At 47.9% G+C, this 23,493-nt stretch carries 25 protein-coding genes; 16 read left to right on the top strand and 9 right to left on the bottom strand.

Annotated elements, in window-relative coordinates; genetic code table 11:
* Positions 1-87: 87 nt before the first annotated feature.
* From MHH76_RS18050 to MHH76_RS18030, 5 genes are all read right to left on the bottom strand, one after another.
* Positions 88-1,533 (bottom strand): alpha/beta fold hydrolase, encoded by a 1,446-nt coding sequence (locus MHH76_RS18050; RefSeq protein ID WP_043054476.1) that lies wholly within the window; start codon positions 1,531-1,533, stop codon positions 88-90.
* 147 nt (positions 1,534-1,680) lie between these two features.
* Positions 1,681-2,166 (bottom strand): DUF6022 family protein, encoded by a 486-nt coding sequence (locus MHH76_RS18045; RefSeq protein WP_039073024.1) that lies wholly within the window; start codon positions 2,164-2,166, stop codon positions 1,681-1,683.
* Positions 2,167-2,230: 64 nt separating this feature from the next.
* Positions 2,231-2,629, bottom strand: a complete 399-nt coding sequence (locus MHH76_RS18040; protein ID WP_025810753.1) for a YrvL family regulatory protein — start codon at positions 2,627-2,629, stop codon at positions 2,231-2,233.
* Between the two features lie 72 nt (positions 2,630-2,701).
* Positions 2,702-3,856, bottom strand: a complete 1,155-nt coding sequence (locus MHH76_RS18035; protein ID WP_020452974.1) for an oxalate decarboxylase family bicupin — start codon at positions 3,854-3,856, stop codon at positions 2,702-2,704.
* A 93-nt stretch (positions 3,857-3,949) separates the two neighbouring features.
* Complete coding sequence (locus MHH76_RS18030; protein ID WP_020452973.1) at positions 3,950-4,099, bottom strand: YvrJ family protein; 150 nt, start codon at positions 4,097-4,099, stop codon at positions 3,950-3,952.
* Positions 4,100-4,256: 157 nt separating this feature from the next.
* Here MHH76_RS18030 and MHH76_RS18025 point away from each other — a divergent pair, with 157 nt between their 5' ends.
* The 4 genes from MHH76_RS18025 to MHH76_RS18010 all read left to right on the top strand — a co-directional run bounded on the left by MHH76_RS18025 (position 4,257) and on the right by MHH76_RS18010 (position 7,272).
* Positions 4,257-4,850, top strand: a complete 594-nt coding sequence (locus MHH76_RS18025; RefSeq protein WP_043054475.1) for a sigma-70 family RNA polymerase sigma factor — start codon at positions 4,257-4,259, stop codon at positions 4,848-4,850.
* Positions 4,822-5,031: a sigma-O factor regulator RsoA gene (gene rsoA / locus MHH76_RS18020; RefSeq protein WP_043054474.1), complete on the top strand. Its 210-nt coding sequence runs from the start codon at positions 4,822-4,824 to the stop codon at positions 5,029-5,031. Before MHH76_RS18025 ends, rsoA begins: the two co-directional genes overlap by 29 nt.
* A gap of 196 nt (positions 5,032-5,227) precedes the next feature.
* Complete coding sequence (locus MHH76_RS18015) at positions 5,228-6,196, top strand: rhodanese-related sulfurtransferase (protein ID WP_023856301.1); 969 nt, start codon at positions 5,228-5,230, stop codon at positions 6,194-6,196.
* 440 nt (positions 6,197-6,636) lie between these two features.
* The gene (locus tag MHH76_RS18010; RefSeq protein WP_020452970.1) at positions 6,637-7,272 is read left to right on the top strand and encodes an FMN-dependent NADH-azoreductase; all 636 of its coding nucleotides are present in this window, start codon (positions 6,637-6,639) and stop codon (positions 7,270-7,272) included.
* Positions 7,273-7,303: 31 nt separating this feature from the next.
* On the opposite strand, the gene MHH76_RS18005 is transcribed toward MHH76_RS18010, so the two are convergent.
* Positions 7,304-8,353, bottom strand: a complete 1,050-nt coding sequence (locus tag MHH76_RS18005) for an oxidoreductase (RefSeq protein WP_043054473.1) — start codon at positions 8,351-8,353, stop codon at positions 7,304-7,306.
* Between the two features lie 183 nt (positions 8,354-8,536).
* On the opposite strand from MHH76_RS18005, the gene MHH76_RS18000 reads away from it, so the two are divergent.
* From MHH76_RS18000 to MHH76_RS17990, 3 genes are all read left to right on the top strand, one after another.
* Complete coding sequence (locus MHH76_RS18000; RefSeq protein ID WP_025810754.1) at positions 8,537-9,715, top strand: amidase; 1,179 nt, start codon at positions 8,537-8,539, stop codon at positions 9,713-9,715.
* A gap of 114 nt (positions 9,716-9,829) precedes the next feature.
* Positions 9,830-10,309 (top strand): MarR family transcriptional regulator, encoded by a 480-nt coding sequence (locus MHH76_RS17995; protein ID WP_223254854.1) that lies wholly within the window; start codon positions 9,830-9,832, stop codon positions 10,307-10,309.
* 16 nt (positions 10,310-10,325) lie between these two features.
* Positions 10,326-10,781, top strand: a complete 456-nt coding sequence (locus tag MHH76_RS17990) for a nuclear transport factor 2 family protein (protein ID WP_043054472.1) — start codon at positions 10,326-10,328, stop codon at positions 10,779-10,781.
* Here MHH76_RS17990 and MHH76_RS17985 read toward each other — a convergent pair.
* Complete coding sequence (locus tag MHH76_RS17985; protein ID WP_043054471.1) at positions 10,778-11,998, bottom strand: cytochrome P450, cyclodipeptide synthase-associated; 1,221 nt, start codon at positions 11,996-11,998, stop codon at positions 10,778-10,780. The two genes, MHH76_RS17990 and MHH76_RS17985, sit on opposite strands and share 4 nt — an antisense overlap.
* Positions 11,995-12,744 carry a tRNA-dependent cyclodipeptide synthase gene (locus MHH76_RS17980; protein WP_025810757.1) on the bottom strand — a complete coding sequence of 250 codons (750 nt, stop codon included), beginning with the start codon at positions 12,742-12,744 and terminating at the stop codon, positions 11,995-11,997. The genes MHH76_RS17985 and MHH76_RS17980 overlap by 4 nt, the downstream gene beginning before the upstream one ends.
* 525 nt (positions 12,745-13,269) lie before the next feature.
* Between MHH76_RS17980 and MHH76_RS17975 the strand changes: the two genes are divergently transcribed.
* Positions 13,270-14,496, top strand: coding sequence for an MFS transporter (locus tag MHH76_RS17975; protein WP_025810758.1), 1,227 nt, complete (start codon positions 13,270-13,272; stop codon positions 14,494-14,496).
* Between the two features lie 19 nt (positions 14,497-14,515).
* On the opposite strand, the gene MHH76_RS17970 is transcribed toward MHH76_RS17975, so the two are convergent.
* A complete protein-coding gene (locus MHH76_RS17970) occupies positions 14,516-15,715 on the bottom strand; it encodes an MFS transporter (RefSeq protein WP_023856293.1) in 1,200 nt (399 codons plus the stop codon).
* 357 nt (positions 15,716-16,072) lie between these two features.
* On the opposite strand from MHH76_RS17970, the gene MHH76_RS17965 reads away from it, so the two are divergent.
* The 8 genes from MHH76_RS17965 (at position 16,073) to copZ (ending at position 23,489) form a co-directional block, all read left to right on the top strand.
* Positions 16,073-18,142 carry a bifunctional rhamnulose-1-phosphate aldolase/short-chain dehydrogenase gene (locus MHH76_RS17965; protein ID WP_020452961.1) on the top strand — a complete coding sequence of 690 codons (2,070 nt, stop codon included), beginning with the start codon at positions 16,073-16,075 and terminating at the stop codon, positions 18,140-18,142.
* A gap of 54 nt (positions 18,143-18,196) precedes the next feature.
* Positions 18,197-18,586 carry a sensory rhodopsin transducer gene (locus MHH76_RS17960; RefSeq protein ID WP_025810760.1) on the top strand — a complete coding sequence of 130 codons (390 nt, stop codon included), beginning with the start codon at positions 18,197-18,199 and terminating at the stop codon, positions 18,584-18,586.
* Positions 18,579-19,799, top strand: coding sequence for an L-rhamnose isomerase (rhaI, locus tag MHH76_RS17955; RefSeq protein ID WP_025810761.1), 1,221 nt, complete (start codon positions 18,579-18,581; stop codon positions 19,797-19,799). Before MHH76_RS17960 ends, rhaI begins: the two co-directional genes overlap by 8 nt.
* The gene (locus MHH76_RS17950) at positions 19,796-21,277 is read left to right on the top strand and encodes a rhamnulokinase family protein (RefSeq protein ID WP_025810762.1); all 1,482 of its coding nucleotides are present in this window, start codon (positions 19,796-19,798) and stop codon (positions 21,275-21,277) included. Before rhaI ends, MHH76_RS17950 begins: the two co-directional genes overlap by 4 nt.
* Positions 21,278-21,356: 79 nt before the next feature.
* A complete protein-coding gene (locus MHH76_RS17945) occupies positions 21,357-22,118 on the top strand; it encodes a DeoR/GlpR family DNA-binding transcription regulator (RefSeq protein WP_020452957.1) in 762 nt (253 codons plus the stop codon).
* Between the two features lie 85 nt (positions 22,119-22,203).
* Positions 22,204-22,755: a DJ-1/PfpI family protein gene (locus MHH76_RS17940; protein ID WP_003185255.1), complete on the top strand. Its 552-nt coding sequence runs from the start codon at positions 22,204-22,206 to the stop codon at positions 22,753-22,755.
* A 124-nt stretch (positions 22,756-22,879) separates the two neighbouring features.
* The gene (gene csoR, locus MHH76_RS17935) at positions 22,880-23,185 is read left to right on the top strand and encodes a copper-sensing transcriptional repressor CsoR (RefSeq protein ID WP_020452956.1); all 306 of its coding nucleotides are present in this window, start codon (positions 22,880-22,882) and stop codon (positions 23,183-23,185) included.
* Between the two features lie 94 nt (positions 23,186-23,279).
* The gene (gene copZ / locus MHH76_RS17930; RefSeq protein ID WP_020452955.1) at positions 23,280-23,489 is read left to right on the top strand and encodes a copper chaperone CopZ; all 210 of its coding nucleotides are present in this window, start codon (positions 23,280-23,282) and stop codon (positions 23,487-23,489) included.
* The last annotated feature ends 4 nt before the right edge of the window (positions 23,490-23,493 follow it).

The following is a 23,493-nucleotide window of genomic DNA, read 5'->3' as shown; positions in this document are numbered from 1 at the left end:
AAAATATTTAGTTCTCGCAATCCAGGGTGTATCTGTTAATGAGACAAAGAGGGTGCCGCCGCCGGCACCCTTTCTGTCGTTTTCGGTTTATTCCTTCGGAAACTTCACCTCCGGATATGACGGATTCGGCTTGCTGATCAAGCCGCCGCCGGTTTCTTTTAAATGCTTGTTGAAAAAATCCAAAACGTACCGGTTCACGATATCCGCGCTTCGTTCGCCGTCGATGTCGCCCGTCATGCCGAGCTGCTTCAAAAGTTTTGAATAAAGCTGCAAGTCGGTGAAGTTGTAATGCTCCGTTCCTTCAATATACACCATTGACGCTTGATCAATGATTTTGTATTCCTTTTTTCGTTCCTCAATCATCTTGTTGAATTCTTCTTTCGTTAAACCCGAATTTTTGATTTCTTCATCAGAAATTTTTCCGCTGAGCGCCTTGTCTTTAATGTTCATAAAGCTGCTCGATTCCATGAATAGAAACGGCTTTGAAATCGCCTGCTTGCCGTTGACATTGTACAGTGAACCGTCCATGTTGATTCCAGCTTTAATTTTGGGATTTGAATATGCGGCGTTAAACGCCGTGGCGCCGCCGAATGAGTGACCCATCATCCCGATGTTGTCCATATCGAGTTTTCCCTTAAAGGCATCGCGATTCAGCTGATCCAACTGATTGATGACAAAGTCGGCGTCCTGCGTCCAAATGTTCCCGAGCTTGCTGCTGTTTTCGGAAACTCCATTCATATATCGCTCGGTTGTTAAGCCTGTCATCTGTCCGTCTGGAAAAGCCGTTGCCATCGTACTGTACGTATGATCGATCGCCACTGCGACAAATCCATGGCTTGCCAGATGTTCGGCTTGGGAAGCGTGCAGCAGCCGGCTTGTTCCGAAGCCGTGGCTGATTACGACGACTGGATATCGGGCTTCAGCTGATGAGATCGCAACGTTTTCGTATGAGTTTGTTTTGATGTAGCGCCAATAGTCCAAAGCAAACGGGGGAAGACCGAATCCATCTGCGAACTTCTCGATATATTCGTGAAATGTGCTTGCGTCTTCGGGAAAGAGAGGTGCCCGTTTCTGTCCATGCAAACCTTGGGCAGGGTACCATACTTGGATCATCAGTTCTCTTTTATCGTGCGGATTTTTTGTCAGCGTTTCTTCTCTGTCGCGGTCGGTCAAATGAAACGTCTTCGTCCCGACAGAATAAGCGCCGTCAGGCTTAGGCAAATCGAAGACGGGCAGGTATACAGACAGGAAGACGGAGATTGCCAGCATGGCGAATGTTAGAACATACAAGCCATATTTCAGCGGCTTCCACATCTTGATTTGAAGCCTTTTACCGAAGATCGCGATAAAGGCGAGGGCGGCGGAGATCAGATAGATCAAAACCATTTGCCATCTGTATCCCTCAAAAAAAAGCTGTCCCGCCAACACGCCAATACTCGCAAATCCGGCTGCCGCCGCAAGTTTTCTCGGCATTTTTTGCTGAAACAGCATGACAAAAGACAGGAGTGTTAATAATATTTCGAAAGTTCTCATGATTTTCTCCCTTATGTAAGATGTTGGTGGTCTTATACATAACGAATGTGTGGTTTGATTGGTTGCAAAAATATTCCTTGTGCTGCATTAAAAAAACCGCCGGGTTACCCAGCGGTTGCAGCTTATGATGTTGTGGGTCGCTATCAGCTAGTTTTCCTTTATCTGTTTCACGTGAGCGACAATTCTGTCTCTCTCTGTTTCCTCCAATGTGTAAATCTTCGGAGAAAGAGGCACGTCAAACCCGGCGTGAGAGTGAAAAAAGTCAAAGAGCAGCGTCCCGGCAGGCTTTTCTTGCTGATCGGAGATGACAGCCCAAAACACCCGTGAGCGGCAGTCGTCAGCTCCCCATTTTTCCATGGACTGTCTAAAGTTTAAGCCTTTTCCGATGAAAAAATCACCTTTTCCCGCATCTTGAATCGTTGTAAAGCCGGACTGTTCGAGACTTTCAAATACAGGAGGCAGCAGGTGGTCCAAGTAGACGCCGTAAGTCGCGTCTTCCAATTCGGGAAACACCTTTAAAAGCGCTTCGCGATGATCTTCAAGCGTTTGTTTCCAATTGGCGGCGACATAGCTTTGCACCTGTTCGCCGATTTCTTTGATCGACATGTCGGGTCTAAAACGTACCTTATACAAGAACGAAAACCTCCTTTTGATTACTTGAAATCCATTATATAACATTCTCCTGCACAGTGGATTCTCAATATAAGAGCGAACCGGACCTCTGCCGTGGATAAAGGATTTTATCAATGGTAAAAAACGAAACGGCAATCATGATTTCCGCCGAAGAGGTCAGCAGAACGTCGTCCAGCAATTCGTCCGCTGTAAAAATCGCGGCCCATAAACATCCGATCGTGAGCATTTCGGCTGCAAAAAACGTGATCCGCCGATTGATGCCCAGCAGCTTCATACTGTGGATGAGCAGCTTTTCAGCCGGTTCCAGGACAAAGGTCAGTGCGGTATAACAAAGCGTAAACAAAAGCAGGGACCCGACAGTTTGGTAAAATGCGCCCGGCAGATGAAACAGGATCGAAATGCCGAGAAAGTGGGCGAAAAAAACGAACATTACCGATAAGCAGCAAATAACGAAATGTTTCATGATACAACTCCTTTTAAATATGTACACAGCAGCCGAAGGCCTGCAGGATATGTCTCCTGCAAGCCTGGCTGGTTATTTCTTATCAAATTTCACGACCGGATGCTTTTCTTTAGAGAGCATGTTTGTAAACTCGCTGCCGACGTCGAGGTGCTGGCGGACAAGCTCTTCCGGAACGAGCGCGAGCCATTGGTTTAACGAAACGTCAGCATAGTGGTCGTCTTTGAAGATTTCGAGGAAGCGAAGCGGTTCGTCTCCTGTATTTTGGACGTAGTGTCCCATTGCAAACGGCACATAGCCGACATCTCCGGCCTGGTAGTTAAATGTTCTGGCATGCCCGTCGGACGCGAAAACGGTCATTTTCGCTTGTCCGGAAATATAATACTGCCATTCGTCTGTATTCGGATGCCAGTGCAGCTCCCGGATGCCTCCAGGTTCGACTTCCACCAGCGCAGAAGCGATTGTTTTCGACGCTTTGAAATTCGTGGAATCGGCAATCCATACTTTACCGCCGCTAGATACGATCGGTTCCTGTTCAAGCAAATTGTAGCTGAAAGATTGAGGCACCGTTCCGTTCGGGCTTTCGACTTTGTCTTTCTCAAGACATCCAGGGATCACTTCTTGGAAAATATACTTTTCTTTATCTGGAAGAGATGCTACGACGTCTTTTGAAATGCCGAAGTTTGCGGCAATTACCTCATCAGGCGTATGGGCCAGCCAATCTGTCACCTGGAAGGTGCTGTTTTCAGAGAAAGAACCGTCATCGAAGACGAGCAGGAATTCGCAGCCGTCTTCAAGCGCTTGGATTGAATGCGGCAGACCTGACGGGAAGTACCAGAGATCTCCTTCTTTCACATCTTCAATAAAATTTCTGCCGTCTTGGTCAACAGACGTAATCCGTGCTTTTCCGTACAGCATATATGCCCATTCGGCTTCCTTATGCCAGTGAAGTTCCCTGATGGCTCCAGGTTTCAGCCTCATGTTGACAGAGGCAAGCTTGTCTGAAATCGGCAGCTCGCGAACGGTGACTTCCCGTGCATATCCGCCTTTTTCGAGTCGGTTATGGACATCGGAAAATGAAAATTTCATGTTTGACACCGTTCCGTGGTCGGTTTCCGGCGGCGCAAGCATGTCCGGATTTTGGCGATCGCGCTCAACGTTATGCGGAATTTTCGTTTCCGCTCCTTTTTCTCCTCTGATCGGCTGTGGAATTGATTTGTTTTTTTCCATGTGATATCCCCTCTTTCTCAAAATGTAAAGGAGAGCTGAAAGGCCTTTCGTTTTCCCCTTCTGTCATGTTAAGTGAAAAAAGTGAGGCCGATGTCAATCATCGGTGTCACTTTTTTCTTTGATCAATTCGATCAGTTCATCGATTTTCTTTTCAAAACGCGTCAGCAGGTAAATTGCCAATACAGCCGGAAAGCCGACATTGCCGATTTGTTTCGCTGCTTCCTCAATGAATGCACTGTCCATTCTTACCACCTCCTATGTTAAGAAGTGAAGAAAGTCTGAAAAATGTAAGCAAAGAACTATTTTCTCTGAATGGGAACTTATGTTTGCATGTTAATAAGAAGAGATGAGTTTACTTTTTTTACATTTCTTTCATCTAAATAAATAGGAGGCGGTTTTTATGATTGATCAAACGTTACTGCGTGCGAAAATCAAGGAAATCACAGGGCATCCGCTTGTGAAGCATTTTTTGAGCAACCCCCGGTATGAGCGGCTTTTCAACCACGTTTTGGAACATCCGGATTCTGAAGAGGCAGAGTGTCTCGATCGCGAATTTAAGCGGTTTTACAAAAACATCCGCATGATCAAATACATCAACTCGATGATCCGGATTTTCTCCGTCGACTTTGATAAAAGAGTCCGGAAAAATCGAGAGCGTTTTCCATTGATGATCGACGACAGTCCGACTTTGCCCGAGCCGCCCCGAGGGGACCTGTTAGACGATGTCTTGGAACAGGAAGAGGATTTAAGTGAACATCTGCAAGACCCGATGCTTTATGAAGCGTTTTTGCAATTGACGGACAAGCAGAAAAAAGTACTTGCGCAAATTTACATTCACGGGGTATCCATGCAGGAAATGGCTGACTCTTTGGGAGAATCAAGGCAAAATATTTCAAGAATTCATAAAAGGGCACTCGAAAAGATAAGAGAGCTGCTGAATTCTAAAGCAGAGGGGAATGATAACAGTGAGTCTGCACGACGAAGAAGAGATTGAGAAATTGCTGGAAAATTTCACGCCGATGATCAAAAGCAAATTAAACAACACATCCTATCAAGAGAGGGAGGATCTTGAACAGGAGCTGAAGATGAAAATTTGCGAAAAAGCGGAGATGCTTTTATGTCAAGAAGTTCCTGGGTTTTGGGAGTTTATAACAGAATTGCTGAAAGTCCTTTAACCTGAGTTGTTTTGCTTGCGTAAAACGGCCGGAAGTGTTAAAATTTCTAGCATTTGATTAAGGGAATGTTCAAGCAGCTTCATTGAAATCATGGTGATGATTTGTTTTAATATGAACAAAGGTTTGATAAAATAAATGGATGGATATTCCATTTTTTCTCCTATAAAAACATGCATCAGATAGGTGGTAAGATATCATGAAAAATCAATACCGAGTATTGTTGTATTATAAATATGTTCTTATCGACAACCCCGAGCAATTTGCCGAAGATCACCTCAAGTTCTGCAAAGATTTGGGCCTGAAAGGGCGCATCCTTGTGGCGGGTGAAGGAATAAACGGAACCGTGTCAGGAACCGTAGAGCAGACAGACCGCTATATGAGTGAAATGAAAAACGATCCCCGCTTTGAAGATATGGTGTTTAAAATCGATGAATCAGAAGGGCACGCTTTCAAAAAAATGCATGTCCGCCATCGCGATGAGCTTGTGACGCTCCGTCTGGAAGATGATATCGATCCGAATGAATTAACGGGAAAATACCTTGAGCCAAAAGAATTTTATGAGGCGATGCAGCGGGAAGATACGATTGTCGTCGACGCACGGAACGACTATGAGTACGATTTGGGACATTTCCGCGGCGCGGTCAGACCGGACATTAAAGCGTTCCGCGAATTGCCTGAATGGATCCGTGATAACAAAGAAAAGCTCGAAGGCAAGAAAATATTGACTTACTGCACGGGCGGTATCCGCTGCGAAAAATTTTCGGGATGGCTGAAAAAAGAAGGATTTGAAGACGTGTCCCAGCTTCACGGCGGGATTGTGACGTATGGAAAAGACCCTGAAGTTCAAGGTGAACTGTGGGACGGGCAGTGCTATGTTTTCGATGAAAGAATCAGCGTTCCGGTCAACCAGAAAGAGCATGTCATCGTCGGCAAGGATTATTTCACCGGCGAGCCTTGCGAGCGCTATGTCAACTGCGCCAACCCTGAATGCAACAAGCAGATCATCTGCTCTGAAGAAAATGAACACCGCTATTTGCGGGGCTGCACGCACGAGTGCCGGGTTCATTCGCGCAACCTGTATGTCAAAGAGCACGGCCTTTCAGAAGAAGAGGTGCAAGAGAGACTCGAAAAGCTGGAAGAAGAGGGGCATACAACGCAGTCATAAAAGCTGTATATAAAAGTATCATCTAAAAAACGAAGATGCCGCAAGCATCTAAGAAATGGCATTGCTCCTGCAAGGGAGTCTGCTTTCGTTTTGAATGGAGGAACGCCTTGACCTGAAAAATCGAGGCGTTCCTTTTTTTATTCGTAAATTGCAAGCAGAATGAAAGTATTTGCAGGCGATCAGACTGCTAAACGAAAGTATCAATTAAAGCTTTTGATCCAGCAGCTAGTGCAAAAATGCGAAACAGGCGATCAGCAATATGTGCAAACTGCGTCGTAAAACTTCCGTATGGGAAGTTTGCATCCTGTCTGCGAGCTATTCCCGGCTATACGTTTTTGGACCGGCGGATGATTCCAGCATAAGCCGAGTTTTTCTGAATATTTGCCTGAAAACGTCCCATACTATCCAATAACAATACAAAAAGGCAGGTAGCAAAAGAGATGACAAAAACCCTTTACATTACCGCTCACCCGCATGACGAAAGGGCATCATACAGCATGGCGGCGGGAAAAGCTTTTATCGAATCTTACAAAGAAGCTCATCCGGATGATGAAGTCATACATCTTGATCTTTACAAGGAGAACATTCCGCAGATTGATGCGGATGTTTTCAGCGGCTGGGGAAAATTGCAGTCGGGATCGGGATTTGAACAGCTTTCTGAACACGAAAAGGCAAAAGTCGGCCGTTTGAATGAGCTAAGCGAGCAATTTATCGCGGGAGACAAATACGTGTTTGTCACGCCGCTTTGGAATTTCTCTTTTCCGCCGGTGATGAAAGCGTACTTTGATGCGGTCGCTGTAGCGGGAAAGACGTTTAAATATACCGAACAGGGACCGATCGGGCTGTTAACCGATAAAAAAGCCCTGCACATCCAGGCGAGAGGCGGCTACTATTCAGAAGGGCCGGCTGCGGAACTTGAGATGGGGCACCGCTATATCAGCATCATGATGCAGTTTTTCGGAGTGCCGGAATTTGAAGGTTTATTTATAGAAGGGCATAATGCAGAGCCGGATAAAGCCGAAGAAATTAAACGAAATGCAATTGCCCGCGCCAAAGAATTGGGCCGGACCTTTTGAAAAAACCGCGGACGTGATCCGCGGTTTTATTTTATTTGTGTAAGAACACCGTTTGATTCGTTTCGCTGCTTTTTTGCGCGGCTTCGATGATGCGGATGACGTCGCGTCCTTCTTCAGCCGTGACAGGCAGGCTGCCGCCTTCAAGAATACTTGAAGCAAGCTGCTTGTAAAAGGTTAAGTATGAACCCGGGATGCTTTCCACTGTTTCCTTAATGACCTCGTCACCTTCGACTGTGGCCAGTTCCCCGTAATATTTGGGTTGATCGGCTCCCCACTCATCGCCTGCAGGTTTTTGACCCGCTCTGAGTGCATCCTCCTGGCCGTCGATACCATACTTAATAAAGCTTCCTTTTGAACCGTGGATTTGGTAGCGGGGACCGTTGGCCGGAACAATCGAACCCGAGTGGAGAATCACTTGGCGCTGATCATAGTGAAGGACGACATGGAAGTAATCGTCTGTTTCCGCATTGGCTCTTTGAGCGGTCACTTGAGCGGTGACACTGTTTGGCATGCCGAATAAATGAAGCGCCTGATCGATCAGGTGTGAACCCAAATCGTACAGTGCGCCTGAGCCCGGTCCTTTCTGCTCTCTCCAGCGCTGTCTGACATTCGGCCGGAACCGGTCGTAGGAGGCGTGGAATGTGTTAACCTCTCCGAGGCGCCCTTCTTTGATGAGCTGTTTGATCGTCAAAAAGTCGTTATCCCATCTTCGGTTGTGGTAGACGCTGAGAAGCACCCCTTTTTCTTTCGCGGCATTGATGAGCTTTTCAGCTTCTTCCGCTGTTGCCGTCATCGGTTTTTCCAGGACGACATGCTTTCCGGCGCGGATGCACTCTTTCGCCATTTCGTAATGAAGGCCGCTCGGCGTGGTCACGATGACGAGATCAATGTCAGGGTCATTTGTGATGTCTTCGATCGAGCTGACGGCTTCTGTTTCGGGGAGGTCTTGTTTGACTTGTTCTTTTCTTGAAGTCATCACCTTTCGAATCTCAAAATCTTCTAACACAGATAATAAAGGCGCATGAAACACCGAACCTGACAAACCGTATCCTAATATTCCTGTGCGAACCTTGTTCACCATTCATTCTCCTCTCCCATGTTCGTTTTTAATATGTAATTAACACACCTTTATTTTACCCTGTTTGCCTATAGGAACAAACCTAAAGACCTTTTTCAACCGGAGAATGGAAGATTTTGTCACAATTTTGTTCAATTTGAAGAGGTGTCCGGTTATCGTTAAAAACAAAAAGAGGGGATTTTGAAAATGGAGTATGATTGGGGCGCTTTTATGAACAAGGATTTGGCTGTCGAGCCGGCATCAGCTGAAGGAAGCTTGAAAAACCTTTCGTTTGCGGTAAAGGATGTGTTTGCGGTAGAAGGCCATACAAATGCGGCGGGAAATCCTGATTGGCTGAGGACGCACGAACCTGCCGAAAAAAACGCGGAAGCCGTTGACTTGCTGCTGCGTGAAGGGGCAAGGCTTAAAGGTGCTGCTCACACGGATGAGCTGATGTACAGCCTTGACGGAGAAAATGTCCATTATGGTACGCCAGTCAATCCTTGTGCCAAGGACAACATTCCTGGAGGATCTTCAAGCGGTTCGGCCGTGGCGGCAGCTTCCGGCATGGCCGATTTTGCCCTTGGAACAGACACCGGAGGGTCTGTCAGAATCCCTTCTTCCTACTGCGGAATTTTCGGATTTCGGCCGACGCACGGCGAGGTGCCGGTTAATGGAGTCATACCGCTGGCGAAAAGCTTTGACACTGTCGGATGGATGTCAAAAGATATCGGAATTCTTCATGCGGCAGGCCGCGTCCTGCTTAGCGGACAGGAGGAGGCAGGGGCCTGTTTCAAGCGGATTTATTTTGAAAAAGAGGCGTGGAGCCTGCTTGAAGAAAGCGACCGGACACAAGTATACGCTCATGCATTAGGCCTGATAGACGGCGAATTCGACTGGTGCATTGCCGCTGACGGAGGCCTCGCGGAATGGGCGGAGATGTTCAAGTTGCTGCAGGGTCTGGATATTTGGGAGGAGCATGGAGCTTGGATCGAGCGCACAAATCCAGTGTTCGGCTCTGGAATCGCAGAAAGATTTGAATGGACGTCAAGTCTTAGGAAAAGCGATCATGAGCATGTGTTTATGAAAAGAGAAGCGGTGAAAAGGAGACTGTCGGAATGGCTCGCGGAAGACGGCTTACTCGTCATTCCAACTGCTCCCGGCACGCCGCCGCTCCGCGGGCTGCCGGAAAACGAATTACATGAGAGAAGGGCGCGCACGATGAAACTGACGTGTATTGCCGGGCTTGGCGGGCTTCCGCAGATCACCGTTCCGTTACCGGCAAAAAACGGCGAGCCTTTGGGGCTTTCATTCATCGCCGGCCGCAAACAGGACCTGAAGCTTCTGGCTTGGACTGAAAAGCACGTGTTATCTCTTCAAGTATGAGGGAAGCATATGCTGCGGATCTTTTCTGCATCATATGCTTTTTGCTTGCTTTAATTATTGTTAACTGGTAAACTATTAAATAGTTAACCGGTTAACGATGATGGAAAGGATATGATGATCGTGGAAAACAAGACGTATGAGCAAGCATTTCAAGCCGTTCAGGATTTTATTCTCAAAAGAGAAAAGCGGGCTCAGCATGAACAGCAGGCGCTCGCAAAGGAAGCTTTTCAAGAAGACGACAGCATCCGGAAGCATTGGACACTGACCCAGCTTCACATTATCTCGCTTATCAGCGAAAACGAGGCAGACGTCAACAACGCTTTCCTGGCAGCAAAACTTCAAATATCAAAAGCGGCAGTGACAAAAGCGGTCAATGTGCTTACAAAGCACGGGATGATCGAATCGCACAAAAAACCGAACAACAACAAAGAATTGTATTACAGATTAACAGACGAGGGGAAGAAACTGGCCGACATTCATGACAGGATGCACGAAATTGCAAAGCAGCGCTATATCGAGCTGTTTGAGCGGTTTTCCGAATCCGAGCTGGAAACCGTCATCCGCTTTTTAAACGAATGGTCAAAACACATTTAATCAAGAGGAGCAGCGAATGAATAAAAGTGAAGCCCAACAGTTTTTAAGCAGCATGTATCAGGACATCTTGAGTGAAATGAATACTGAAAAAATTCCCGATTATTTCAGCGAGAATTATGTTCAAGTAACCGACGGCAGTCAAATTGACCTTGTGCAGTTTAAAGATCACATGAGGACGCTGAAAAAGGTTGCCCGCACCATAACGGTGTCGCCCTTTCATGAGTTTTTGTTTGACGAGCGACTGCAAAGCGCAGCGGTCAGGTATACGGTCAATGTTGTCAAAACAAACGGAGACCGGGCGAGAATTGAAATCATCGCGATGTTTAAAATGAATGGTTTTAAAATCGTTCAATGCCACGAACTTTCACATGCGATCGAAGGGAAGGAGGATTTTGAAGAGCTGGCGAAGATCAGTGAGGCGGCAATTGAAAAAGCCTCCTCTCGGGAGGAGAAGGCTTTTTCACAAGATTAATGTTTCGTATCAAATCTGATGTTGAGCGAGACGGGGCCGCGTGTGTAAAGGCCTTTCTCACGGTAAACGAAGTCTTCCTCCAGCTTGATATTCTTCAGCTGATCCAGGACGATATTTGCGACAAGCTCGATTTCCGTCTTCGCAAACCCCGCTCCTACACAGTTGTGGACGCCTGAACCGAATGCGAGATGCCTGGCTGCGCCGCTGAATGCGCTTTTGACTTCCAGGTCGGTGCGATGGATGTTGAACTCGTCTGGCTCCTCAAACGTTTCAGGATCGCGATTTGCCGCGCCTATCATGCAAAATACAGTCGTCCCTTCTTTGAGCTCGACTCCGCCGATCACCGCGTCCTGTGAAAGCTGGCGCGGGATGAGCTGCACCGGCGGCTTGTAGCGCAGCGTCTCTGCGATGGCCTGAGGCAGGAGCGTGCGGTCTTCCAGCACGTCATTCATTTGATCGGGATGATGAAGCAAATGATAAATCATTAATGCGAGCGTCTTGTCCGCCGGTTCCGTGGCGGCAAGTAATATATTGAGAATCAGCGCGCGGATGTCGCGGTCAGACATCGCTACTCCCTCGTATTCGGAAGTGCAAAGGATGGATATTAAATCATGTCCGGGATTTTTGCGCCTTTCTTCGATAATCGGATTCAAATATTCAGCGAGCTGTTCACTGCATTTAAGGGAATGCTCCCGGTCCTCAGGCGCCTGATTCAAACTGGTAATGAAATCGGCGACGCCGCTGTGCCAGTTTCTCACTGTTTGGTGGTCGCTCTTGTCCAAACCTAAAATGTCCATCGTCACACAAACGGCGAACGTTTTGCCGAAATCATTGACAAGGTCGATCCGCCCTTTCTCCAGATGAGGGGCCAAAAGCCTTTGTGCATTATCTTTAATGAGCGGCGTGAGGTGATCAAGGGATTCTCCGATAAAACGGCGCAGAACGATTCTCCTTTTCGCCGTGTGCTCTTTGCCTTTCATTTGGGCGAGCACAGGTCCGCGCATGACGGGCTCGGCCCGTTTGGCGAGCGATTTCGTTGTAAAGACGTCCTGATTCTGGAGCACGCGGCGCACATCCTGGTAGCGGCTGATAAAATAGCTGTCTAGCGATTCTTCATAATGGACGGGATCAGATTCCCGAAGGTATGAGAAATATTGATACGGATTCTCGTGATATTGTTCTGACAACACGCTGAATGTTTTTAGCGATTGATTCATACTCGTTCCTCCTGCATGCTTTTATATTCCACACTTTCGTCCGATTCGGAAACCATAAGATATCCTTGATTTGGGCGCATTTTGACGGCAAATTCATGACGGGAGATCTGTTCGCCGAGCTTCCATGGACGGTGATAAGCAAGAAGCGTCTCTTCGACGCCTAAAATATCAGGGGCGGCGATGAAAAACGGAAGTTCAGCGATGACGTATTCAACAGCCAGCTCCAGCATGGCGGCGCTGACCTCCTGGACATCCATCCGAATGCCCCGGGCCCGTCCGAGGATCGCCGCATGCGACATCTCCAGGCAGGCTTTGCGGAAATGCGGCTGGTCAAAAAAGGCGTCTTCGACTTCCATCCGCAAACGCTGGTATGCGGTCTGGTTCGCGAAATCGGAAAATGTATGAATGGCCTCGGGGTTGCCGCCATGCGCTTCCAACGCCTTTTCAGCGAATCTCCGGTTCCGTGAGACTTCTTTCCTGACTTTCCGTTCGGCCTTCCCATTCGGGGTGCCGAGCGCTTCGAGAAGGTTGGCTGCTTCCTTTCCGGCTAAAAGCACGGATACATGTTGAAATTCACGGACGGCCCAGCCGATAAGCCGATGAATGTAATCTTCGGAAAATCGGCTGTTAAACGGGCTGATGCCAATGAGAACATGGCGTCTGCGTTTTAGTATTTCATTGCAGTTTCGGGTAAGAGTTTCAGTTTTGAATGGCCGGTGTTTGCTCTCCATTGTAAGCTCTGTCATTGATTTCCTCCTTAACGGACATAGAATGACTTCTTTTGCAATCAATGATGGGATACGTGCGGTTTATCGAGCTGGGAATAGGCTGGTCTCAACTTCACGATGAATCGAGAAGAATACAGCGATGGTGCGGGTCATGATGAAGGGGTATCACATTTGTTCAATAGTTAAAGCAGAGCAAGAGTTTGAGCTCAAAATCAGACAAGATACAGCATAAAAGTTTACTAGTAAACAATAGTCATTTTATCCCTAACTTTTCCAGTTGTCAACACAAATCAAATTCAAAATATGAAAATATTCGTAACGTTTTTTGTGAATCTGAGGAATTTTGATCAGAAGGAACCTTTTTTAAGGCGTTTTTCGAGTGAAGAAACCCGATAAGTAAAAAATTTGTAAAAACTTTAAAGCTGCAGTAAGAAATGTTCGTTGACATTGATAAAGGAGTCATCTACAATTAATATTGTTAACCAGTGAACGATATTAGAGGAGTTGTTAACGAATAAACAAAAACAAGGCAGGCGGTTTGACATGAGACCAATGAAATTAAATGCTTCTTTCATTATGTATTTTGTGTGTATCAGCGCCTTTTTCGCATCGTTGAATCAAAATATTTATTCACCCATCATTCCGTTAATCAGAGATTCGTTTCACGTTTCCGTATCGATGGTCAACCTGTCCGTCTCGCTGTTCATCTTCATTACAGCTGTGATGCAAATCATTGTCGGCTCAATTGTCGACTTTAAAGGATCGAGGTTTGTGATGATGGCGAGCATGATCGTAACGGTCATTGCTACAATCGGCTGCGCCGTCGCAAGGGATTTTGGACTGTTTCTTTTTTTTAGGGTGCTGCAGGCTTTAGGGACGGCAGCGCTTCCATTAATTGCGGCAACCACAATCGGATCTCTGTTCCAGGGAACGAAGCGGGGCAGTGCGATGGGGACTTATCAAATGCTGCTTTCCCTTGCACCGGCAGCGGCGCCTATTCTCGGCGGTTTTATCGGGGAGCGCTATAATTATCCGGGAATTTTTTGGTTTTTGACAGTCTTGTCTGTTCTTTTGCTTTTCGGAAATGCGTTTTGCTTTCCGCAGAGACATGCGGAGAAAAAGACCAATCTCAGCGCGGGCAGCCTGTTGTCGCATTATAAGGATATTTTCAAAAACAGGACGGGAAATGCCGTTTTGATATTAAGCTATCTTCTTTTCTTTATTTATTTTTCAGTGATCGTATATTTGCCGATTTTGCTGACTGATCATTATCACCTTGATCTGCAGATCGTCGGCTTGCTGTATTTGCCGATAGCGGTCAGTACGGTTGCCGGCAGCGTGCTGTTTAAGTGGATACAAAAGAGATTGTCGCTCGGACGCCTGTTTCTGATCGGCAATCTGACCGCTGCTGGCAGCGTCGTCTGTTTTGGCTTTACCCACTCGTTTTCACTTTTCGCGTTGTCGGCGGCCCTCGTTCTTTTCGGCGTCACGATGGGGCTGATCCCGCCGCTGTTCTCTACGATGATGGCAAATGAATTTGATGAGAACCGCGGCAGTGCGATGGGCATGTTTAATTTTATCAGGTATACGGGAATGGCCTGCGGTCCTGTTCTATCAGGCGTGTTATTGGGAATGTCATCTTCTGTTTTCGTTTTCGGCTGTTTCGGCATCGTCTATGCCGCGGCCGCCCTTTTGATGATCGCGATCATGCGGAAAGCAGCTCAGACAAAGACGCTGCAAGAACCAAACAAAAAAGCTGCCAGGTCTTAAAACCGGGCAGCTTTTTTAATTACAGATCCGTTCTCCACATTTCTTCTTTCACTTGTCTTTTCTCAGACACAAAGGCGAACATCGTCAGCGTCAGTCCGCACATGGTCATAAGCGCACCGCCTGTGGCAAGGTATGTGTAGGACTCTGATGCATGAAGAATGAGTCCGCCGATCCATGCGCCGAGCGCGTTGGCCAAGTTAAATGCAGCGATGCTGACAGAGGTGGCGATCGTTGTTCCGTGTTCAGACGCAGCCACGACCTTTGTTTGCAAAAGGGGCACCGTTCCGAAAGCGCCGGCTCCGAATAAAAACGTCACGATGATGGCGCCGGCAGGGTGTCCGCTGACAAAAGGGAAGGCCGCAAGGATCGCCATGAGCGCGATCATCACGCCGATCATGGAGCGGGTTAACAGGTGAAACGGCACCTTTCCGGCGTAGAAATTGCCGACGACTCCGCCAAATCCGTAGGCGAAAAGGGCGGCTGTAATGCCGAGGCTGCCAAAACCGGCAGAATGCCGCAGCATCGGTTCAATAAACGTGTAGGCGATGAATACACCTGAATAGCCGAAAATTGTGATAGCAAAAGAGAAAAGAACTTGTTTATTTTTAAACACATCCCATTCATGGATCAATTTAGGGACGACTTTCGGTTTTCTGTGCGGCACCGTCAGCCAAATGCCGGCGAGGCCGATCAATCCGAGGAATGCGATCATCAGAAAAACGATCCGCCAGTTGAAAAGGTCGCCTAAATAAGAACCGAACGGAACGCCGAGCATCAGGGCGATGGTCAAGCCGCCGTTCATTGAAGCGGCAGCGGCGGCCCGCTTTTCGGGCGGTACCATTTCGCTGACGAACACCATCGTCGTTGCAAAAAATGCGCCATGAATGGAAGCGGATAGGATTCTTGAGATCAACAAAACGGTGAAGTTCGGCGCCAGGAAACTGAGCGCATTCGACAGTACAAACACACTCATCAAGCCGATCAATACCGGTTTTCGCGGCATTTTGACCGACAATATGGTGACGATCGGCCCCGTCAGACAAACGCTTCCCGCATATGCCGTTACCAATAAGCCGGTAGATGAAATCGGAACAGAGAGATCCTTTGAAATGGAAGTCAATATACCCATAACGACGTACTCTGTAAAGCCGATAGAAAATGTGCAAATCATAAAAATTGCGATGATCAGTTTGACTGGTGCGTGCAGTGTTTTATTCATCCTGACCCCTCCTTTTAAAAAACATGAGTTTATATATTAAAAGATTAAAAGCCGATTTTCAACCGTTTGTTGTGGATCAATATGTTCCCAAAACGGTTAGCCGGCGGGACAAAAAGCGTCATCATCATGATGCCAGCGCTTTCTTAAAATCTGACATTTTATTTTCAAAGGTTAAAACATTCCACATTCCTGCCCCCCTACGGCTGCCTGCTGTTGGGGGTTTTTTATTTATAGACCGATTGAAACAGCTCTATCATAAAATGGCTTCTGGAAAAAGCGCTTACAAAACAAAACAAAATGTGTTACTCTTTAAACAAACATATTCAAAAATAAACAAACAAAAACGGAGTGATACGTATGGTGGAATATTTATGGTCAGAAACTGAGGCTGCATCGCTGCGTCCGGGTCTTGACGAACTCGTCTACCGTTCCAACCTGATCGGCTCTGACCGATCGGTCTGCAACTGGGGCGGGGGAAACACATCGATGAAAACGACGGAAAAGGATTTCAGGGGCAGGGACATCGAGGTGATGTGGGTGAAAGGCAGCGGCTCGGACTTGGCGACGATGTCAGCGGGCCAATTTACCGGGCTGAGGCTCGATGATATTCGTCCGCTGATGGAACGGAGCAGCATGACCGATGAAGAAATGACGGCATATTTGTCCCATTGCATGATGGACGGAAAGCACCCGCGGCCGTCGATCGAAACGCTTCTTCATGCTTTTTTGCCGTTTCCGCATGTCGATCACACCCACCCCGATGCGATCATCAGCATCTGCTGCGCTGATAATGGAAAAGAGATCGCAGAGGAGATATTCGGCAGCCGCTTTGTATGGGTGCCTTATGTCAGACCGGGCTTCGCTTTATCGAAGCTGATAGCAGAAGGTGTGAAAAACAACCCGAATGCAGAGCTTGTTTTAATGGAGAAGCATGGGCTCGTCACCTGGGGGGAAACGGCGAAAGAAAGCTATGATCAGACGATTGCTGTGATTCGCGAAGCGGAAGCATACATTAAAAGCCGTTCAGAAGATCATCAGCCGTTTGGCGGACAGATGGTCGAGCCGCTTGCACCGGAGGACCGGAAACGGATTTTAGCCGATATCTTGCCAATTATCCGCGGCGCTGTCAGCGGAGAGAAACGCATGCTGCTCACATGGTGCGATGCTGATGATGTACTCGAATTCACGAACAGCAGGCGCGCTCCATCGCTTTCACAGGTCGGCGCCGCATGTCCGGATCACCTTGTGCATACAAAGCGGACGCCTGCCTATATTCCGTGGAATCCCGCTGAACAGGACACAGAGAAGCTGGTCGAACGGATCAAAACCGAGATTGCTAGGTTTAAAGAATCGTATGCCGCCTATTTTCAAAGAAACCGGCATGAAGGAGACGAGATGTTTGAACCGGCGCCGCGCGTGATGCTAATCCCGGGAATCGGCATGGTGGCAGCAGGTAAAAGCCTGGCGATGGCAAAGGTCAGCCGAGATTTATATCGGCGGGCGATTGCTGTCATGAAGGGAACAGAAGTCCTTGGAAACTTTGTATCTCTAAATGAGGAAGAATCCTACAATGTCGAATATTGGCCGCTTGAGCTTTATAAATTAACGCTTGCTCCGCCGGAAGCCGAATTTTCCCGCAAGATCGCATTTGTGACGGGAGGAGCGGGCGGAATCGGCAGCGAGACCTGCCGCCGCCTTGCTTCAGAAGGTGCGCATGTTGCTGTTGCTGACATTAATATAGAAGGCGCAGAAAAAACAGCCGCAGAGATTAATGAACAATACGGTGCGGAACGAGCATCCGCCGTCCGCATGGATGTGACGAAAGAAGAGGACGTTCAGGCGGCATTCGAGGAAATCGTCCTTAATTACGGCGGGATCGACATTCTCGTCAACAACGCGGGGCTTGCGACATCCAGCCCGCTTGATGAAACGACTCTCGAAGAATGGAATTTAAATATGAATGTACTTGGAACAGGATATTTTCTCGTCGCCAGAGAAGCTTTTAAGCAAATGAAAAGACAGGGTTCAGGCGGCAGCATGGTGTTTATCGGCTCGAAAAATTCCGTTTATGCAGGCAAAAACGCTTCGGCATACAGCTCTGCAAAAGCGCTTGAGGTTCATTTGGCGAGATGCATCGCCGCTGAAGGCGGACCGTATGGAATCCGCGTGAATTCAGTGCTTCCGGATGCGGTGCTTCAAGGGTCGGCCATCTGGGACTCCAAGTGGCGCGAAGAAAGAGCCGCCGCCTACGGGATTGAACCCGATCGGCTTGAAGAGCATTACCGCAAACGTACGACTCTTTCCGTCAACATTTATCCCGCCGACATCGCCGAAGCGATCGCTTATTTCGCTTCAGAAAAAACGGCAAAAACGACGGGATGCATGCTGACGGTTGACGGGGGAGTGCCGGCCGCATTTTCAAGGTAATTGGAAAGGAACGGCTTCGGCCGTCCTTTCAGAAAACAAAGGGGGAAAAGGGAGATGAAGGGCGAGACCCACTGGATCATACCGGACGGTTTTATTCCTCCGGAAAGTTCCGGAAGCTTGACGAGCCATGAAGCCATTTGTGTTTTAAATTGCCATGAAGAAGACGCAAACCTTGCGATCACAGTATACTTTGAAGACCGTCCGCCACTCGAAGGCATTCCCGAGACGGTTCAGGGCAAGAGAACGAAGCATATTCGCACAAGTTCTTTGCACCGAGCAGAAGAACGCATTCCTGAAAATGTTCCTTATGCGATCGAGATCGCAAGCGATGTACCTGTGATCGTCCAGTACAGCCGGCTGGACACAACCCAGCCGGAACTTGCGTTAATGTCAACCATGGCATATCCGTTAAAAACAAGGGGGAAGGGTGTACATGATGAATGACCGGGCTTACGCTTTATTTGAAGAACAGCAGAAAGACAGAGGCATCAGCCTTTCTGAAGTAAAGGAAAAATTGAAAGCGCTTAAAATCGAGACGCCTTCATGGGGATACGGGGACTCGGGCACGCGCTTCAAAGTGTTTCAGCAAGAGGGCGTACCGAGGGATCCGTTTGAAAAAATGGAAGATGCATCAGTCGTTCACAAATTAACCCGAACTTGTCCTTCCGTCGCCATCCATATTCCGTGGGATCAAGTTGATGATTACGGAAAGCTGAAAGCGCACGCCGAGCAGCTTGGCCTTGCCGTCGGCGCCGTGAATCCGAACTTGTTCCAGGACGATGACTACAAATTCGGAAGCGTCACAAACGTTAAAGCGGACATTCGCCAAAAAGCGACTGAGCAATTGCTCGAATGCGTCGATATTGCAAAACAAACAGGCTCCAAGGAAATCAGCCTCTGGCTTGCCGACGGAACCAACTATCCCGGTCAGGGCGACATCAGAAAACGGAAAAATTGGATGTATGAGTGTCTGGCTGAAGTATACGAAGCGCTTGAAGATGATATGCGGCTCTTGATTGAATACAAGTTTTTTGAGCCGGCATTTTATCATACAGACCTGGCGGATTGGGGGATGGCTTACAATTTGGCGCAAAAGCTCGGGCCGAAGGCTGAGGTGCTCGTCGACACCGGCCACCATCCCCAAGGGACGAACATCGAGCACATTGTCGCTTATTTGCTTGACGAAAAACGTCTCGGAGGCTTTCATTTCAACAGCCGCAAATACGCTGATGACGATTTGATCGCAGGCGCGCACAACCCGTACGAACTGTTTCTCATTTTTTATCAAATTTTGGACGCCTGCCGTGATTCCGACCCGAATGTCCGGAAGACGGCCGAACATATTTCGTATATGCTTGATCAATGCCATAATCTCGAACCTAAAATCCCGGCTGTACTGCGCTCGGTCATGAATGTGCAGACTCAATTTGCAAAAGCGCTTTTGATCAACTTCGATGAAGTGAAGAAAGCGCAGGAAAATCATGACGTTCTTGCCGCAGAGGCTGCGATCCGCGAAGCATTTGAAATTGACGTCAAACCGCTCCTTTACGCCGTGCGGGAGGAAATGAACGTCCCGCCTGATCCGCTCAAAGCTTATGCGGAAAGCGGGTATGCGGAGAAAATACTGGCACGCGGCAAAGGCGGTGCAAGCTGGTGACGATTCTCGCTTTTGATCTTGGTGCGTCGAGCGGCAGAGCTTATGCAGGTCATGTGGACGGCGGTCTGATCAAAGCGGAGGAAATTCACCGTTTTCCAAATCAGCCCGTTCAGGCGGGAAAACACCTTTATTGGGACATTCTCAGGCTTTATCATGAAATCAAAAAAGGCATTTTAAAGGCGAAAAACGGCTGCGGACGAATCAGCTGTATCGGAATCGATTCATGGGCAGTTGATGTCGGCTTTCTCGATCGTAACGGAGAGCTGTTGGGGAACCCTTATCATTACCGAGACCCTTACACGGACGGAATGATGATGGAGGTGCTGAATGAAATTGGAAAAGAAGAGCTGTTTTCAAGAACCGGTATTCAACTTTTGCCGTTCAACACCATCTTTCAGCTCCGGGCGCTGAAAAAAGCGAATTCTCCGCTGTTGGAACACGCGGAAACGCTTTTAATGATTCCTGATTTGCTGCGCTATTTTTTAACGGGCGAGAAAAAAAGCGAGTTTACAAATGCGACGACAACTCAGCTGTTCAACCCGAAAACGTTAGATTGGGATTGGGAGCTCATCAGCCTTATGGGACTCCCGGCCAATATTTTTCCGAAGGATATAGCAAAACCAGGAAGCGAAGCGGGGAGGCTGTCACAATCAGTGTGCAGCGAATTGTCGGTGCCTGCCGTACCGGTCATTGCCGTCGGCGAACATGACACGGCTTCTGCAGTTGTCGGCGTTCCCGCTGAAACGGAAGACTTTGCATATTTGATTTGCGGCACCTGGTCGCTGATTGGAACTGAACTTGACACTCCGCTGATGTCAAAACAGGCGCTCGATTGGAATTTTACAAATGAGGGCGGTGCAGGCGGTACATTCCGCTTTTTAAAAAACATTATGGGATTGTGGCTGTTCCAGCGCTGTCAGGCGGATTGGGAAAAAGACGGGATCAGCTATTCGAGCGTCGAGCTTGTCAAACTTGCCGGACAGTCGGAAGCATTCAGGTCGGCGGTTGACCCGGATGACCCGATGTTTCTTAATCCAGTGCATATGCCTGAGGCGATCAGGGAGTATTGCCGTGCAACTGGGCAGCACGTGCCGGAAACGCCCGGACAGATGATCCGCTGCGTGCTGGAAAGCCTTGTGTTTAAATACCGGTTTACGCTTGAACGGATTGAAACATTGACAGGAAAAGAATATGACGGACTTCACATGGCGGGCGGAGGGATTCGAAATGAACTGCTGTGCCAATACACGGCGAATGTACTGGCCAGAAATGTATGGGCCGGACCGTCAGAGGCGAGCACCATCGGCAACATTGCCGTACAGGCCATCGCACTCGACATGTTTTGGGATATTCAAAGCGCCCGAAAAGCGATCAGGACTTCCTTCCCTCAAAAAACGTATGTACCGGAAGATACAGAAGCGTGGGAGGCGGCATATCGCCGCTATACAAGTCAGATTCTCGGCGCCGCTTCCCGCTGAAAACATTTCCTGTATCGGCGCTGATGCGCTATCATGAAAGTAACAGTGACTTTTACCAAAAAAGGAAGGAAGTAAACGGATGCTTGTAGCTGAAAGACACCAAAAAATCGTCGAGCTTGTCAATCTGCGCTCGAGCGTACGCGTCACAGAACTGAGCGAGCTTTTTTCCGTCACGGAAGAAACGATCAGGCGCGATCTGGAAAAGCTTGAGAAGGAAAATAAGCTGAAAAGAAGTCATGGCGGCGCTGTCAGCGTACAGACCGAAGAAGCGGAGGTGCATTTTCGCGAGCGCGAAATTACAAACGTAAACGAAAAAAAGATGATTGCATTTGAAGCCGTTAAGCACGTGAAAAGCGGGGAACGAATAATTCTTGACGCCAGCACGACGGCATGGTACATGGCAAAAGCGCTTGAAAACATCCCGCTGACCGTCATCACCAATTCAGTCAGAGTCGCGATTGAACTCAGCAAAAAAGAAAAGGTGACGGTCATTTCAACCGGCGGGATGCTGCTGCCGCAATCGATGTCATATGTCGGTCCTTTGGCTGAGCGCTCCCTTGATATGTATCACGTCAACAAAACATTTCTGTCTTGCAAAGGCGTCGACCCTGCGAGCGGTTTGAGCGATTCAAACGAAATGCAGGCGCTGTTGAAAAAACGGATGATCGAGATTGCGGACGAAACGATCTTGATGGCGGACAGCAGCAAATTCGGGACCCGTGCTTTCTCGCAAATCGACCGCCTTCATAACGGATACAGGATCATCACAGATTCAGGAATTGACAAAGCAAACCTTGCCCTCTTGAAAGACATTACAGAGACCATCACGATCGTCGGCTGAAATCAAGCTCCTCAAGCACTTGATTTTAAAATCAGGCGCAAATGGGATAAAATAGAAGAGTAAAAAAGGAAAGGAGATGTTTTTGATGGCGAAAAAGATTTTGATCGTAACGGGCGACGCAGTTGAAGCGCTGGAAGTGTATTATCCTTATTACCGCTGTCTTGAAGAGGGCTATGAAACGACGATCGCCGCACCGAAAAAGAAAAAGATTCATACGGTTGTTCATGACTTTCTGGATTGGGATACATACACCGAAAAGCCGGGCTATTTAATTGACGCGCATGCTTCATTTGATGAGATTGATCCGTCCGAATACGACGGCATCATCATTCCGGGCGGACGCGCGCCGGAATTTATCCGGATGTACGATTCCCTGCTGAAAATTGTTGCTCATTTCTTTGAGGAAAATAAACCGGTCGGCGCGATTTGTCACGCGAGCCTGATTTTCACAAGCCTGAGAGAACATCTGAAAGGTCGGGAGCTGACGGCTTACATCGCCTGCAAACCGGAAGTCGAAGCAGCGGGCGCGACTTATGTAGAGGAGAAGCTTCATGTCGACGCCAATCTGGTCTCAGGCCATGACTGGTCCAATCTGCCGGAGTTTATGAGAGAATTTTTTAAAGCGTTAAACAAATAATATGCAGGGACGACCCCGCAGAAAATTGGGGTTGTCTCTTTTTTTTAGACATGTTTCGCTTCGCATTTTATAATGGTACAAACGGGTAACTTGGACAAAATACAATGGAAAGAGAGGTGCTCCGATGTCAGCAGATCATCATGAACACACATTAAATCCCAAAAGTTCTAAAGGAAAAGAACAAATCACAAACCGTTTAAAGCGGATTGAAGGGCAGGTCAGAGGCATTCAAAACATGATCGAAAATGACCGCTACTGCGTCGATATTCTTGTTCAAATCTCAGCTGTGCAAGCCGCGATGCAAAAGGTGGCTTTCAGCCTGCTTGAAGATCATACCCACCATTGTGTCGCAAACGCGATTAAAAGCGGTGAAGGCGAAGAGGCCATCGAGGAGCTGCTTGATGTGTTTAAGCGTTTTTCAAAGTCGTGAACGAAAAAAGGGAAAATCGTTTTCTTGAAATACCCTACAGGGGTATGGTAATATAAAACCGATCAATATCATCAAACCATAGGAGGTTTTCAATATGGAACAAAAAACACTGAAAGTCGAAGGCATGTCTTGCAACCACTGTGTTCAGGCAGTAGAAGGAAACGTCGGAAAGCTTGGCGGAGTAGAGTCCGTTAAAGTGAATTTAAGCGAGGGCAAGGTCGAAGTTTCGTTTGATTCAGGCAAAGTATCGCTGAAAGAAATCATCGATACGATCGAAGATCAGGGGTATGATGTCGCAGGCTAATGTA

Origin of the sequence: Bacillus sp. FSL L8-0193, assembly GCF_037976065.1 — a bacterium.
Classification (GTDB): Bacteria; Bacillota; Bacilli; order Bacillales; family Bacillaceae; genus Bacillus; species Bacillus paralicheniformis.
Note: the sequence above shows the minus strand (reverse complement) of the source record. Positions and strands in the feature narration are given on the sequence as shown.

Excerpts from the sequence above, each read along its gene's own strand:
- MHH76_RS18050 (WP_043054476.1), bottom strand. The coding sequence starts at position 1,533 with ATGAGAACTTTCGAAATATTATTAACACTCCTGTCTTTTGTCATGCTG.
- MHH76_RS18040 (WP_025810753.1), bottom strand. The coding sequence starts at position 2,629 with ATGAAACATTTCGTTATTTGCTGCTTATCGGTAATGTTCGTTTTTTTC.
- MHH76_RS18035 (WP_020452974.1), bottom strand. The coding sequence starts at position 3,856 with ATGGAAAAAAACAAATCAATTCCACAGCCGATCAGAGGAGAAAAAGGA.
- MHH76_RS18030 (WP_020452973.1), bottom strand. The coding sequence starts at position 4,099 with ATGGACAGTGCATTCATTGAGGAAGCAGCGAAACAAATCGGCAATGTC.
- MHH76_RS18025 (WP_043054475.1), top strand. The coding sequence starts at position 4,257 with ATGATTGATCAAACGTTACTGCGTGCGAAAATCAAGGAAATCACAGGG.
- MHH76_RS18015 (WP_023856301.1), top strand. The coding sequence starts at position 5,228 with ATGAAAAATCAATACCGAGTATTGTTGTATTATAAATATGTTCTTATC.
- MHH76_RS18010 (WP_020452970.1), top strand. The coding sequence starts at position 6,637 with ATGACAAAAACCCTTTACATTACCGCTCACCCGCATGACGAAAGGGCA.
- MHH76_RS18005 (WP_043054473.1), bottom strand. The coding sequence starts at position 8,353 with ATGGTGAACAAGGTTCGCACAGGAATATTAGGATACGGTTTGTCAGGT.
- MHH76_RS18000 (WP_025810754.1), top strand. The coding sequence starts at position 8,537 with ATGGAGTATGATTGGGGCGCTTTTATGAACAAGGATTTGGCTGTCGAG.
- MHH76_RS17995 (WP_223254854.1), top strand. The coding sequence starts at position 9,830 with ATGATCGTGGAAAACAAGACGTATGAGCAAGCATTTCAAGCCGTTCAG.
- MHH76_RS17990 (WP_043054472.1), top strand. The coding sequence starts at position 10,326 with ATGAATAAAAGTGAAGCCCAACAGTTTTTAAGCAGCATGTATCAGGAC.
- MHH76_RS17985 (WP_043054471.1), bottom strand. The coding sequence starts at position 11,998 with ATGAATCAATCGCTAAAAACATTCAGCGTGTTGTCAGAACAATATCAC.
- MHH76_RS17980 (WP_025810757.1), bottom strand. The coding sequence starts at position 12,744 with ATGACAGAGCTTACAATGGAGAGCAAACACCGGCCATTCAAAACTGAA.
- MHH76_RS17975 (WP_025810758.1), top strand. The coding sequence starts at position 13,270 with ATGAGACCAATGAAATTAAATGCTTCTTTCATTATGTATTTTGTGTGT.
- MHH76_RS17970 (WP_023856293.1), bottom strand. The coding sequence starts at position 15,715 with ATGAATAAAACACTGCACGCACCAGTCAAACTGATCATCGCAATTTTT.
- MHH76_RS17965 (WP_020452961.1), top strand. The coding sequence starts at position 16,073 with ATGGTGGAATATTTATGGTCAGAAACTGAGGCTGCATCGCTGCGTCCG.
- MHH76_RS17960 (WP_025810760.1), top strand. The coding sequence starts at position 18,197 with ATGAAGGGCGAGACCCACTGGATCATACCGGACGGTTTTATTCCTCCG.
- rhaI (WP_025810761.1), top strand. The coding sequence starts at position 18,579 with ATGAATGACCGGGCTTACGCTTTATTTGAAGAACAGCAGAAAGACAGA.
- MHH76_RS17945 (WP_020452957.1), top strand. The coding sequence starts at position 21,357 with ATGCTTGTAGCTGAAAGACACCAAAAAATCGTCGAGCTTGTCAATCTG.
- MHH76_RS17940 (WP_003185255.1), top strand. The coding sequence starts at position 22,204 with ATGGCGAAAAAGATTTTGATCGTAACGGGCGACGCAGTTGAAGCGCTG.
- csoR (WP_020452956.1), top strand. The coding sequence starts at position 22,880 with ATGTCAGCAGATCATCATGAACACACATTAAATCCCAAAAGTTCTAAA.
- copZ (WP_020452955.1), top strand. The coding sequence starts at position 23,280 with ATGGAACAAAAAACACTGAAAGTCGAAGGCATGTCTTGCAACCACTGT.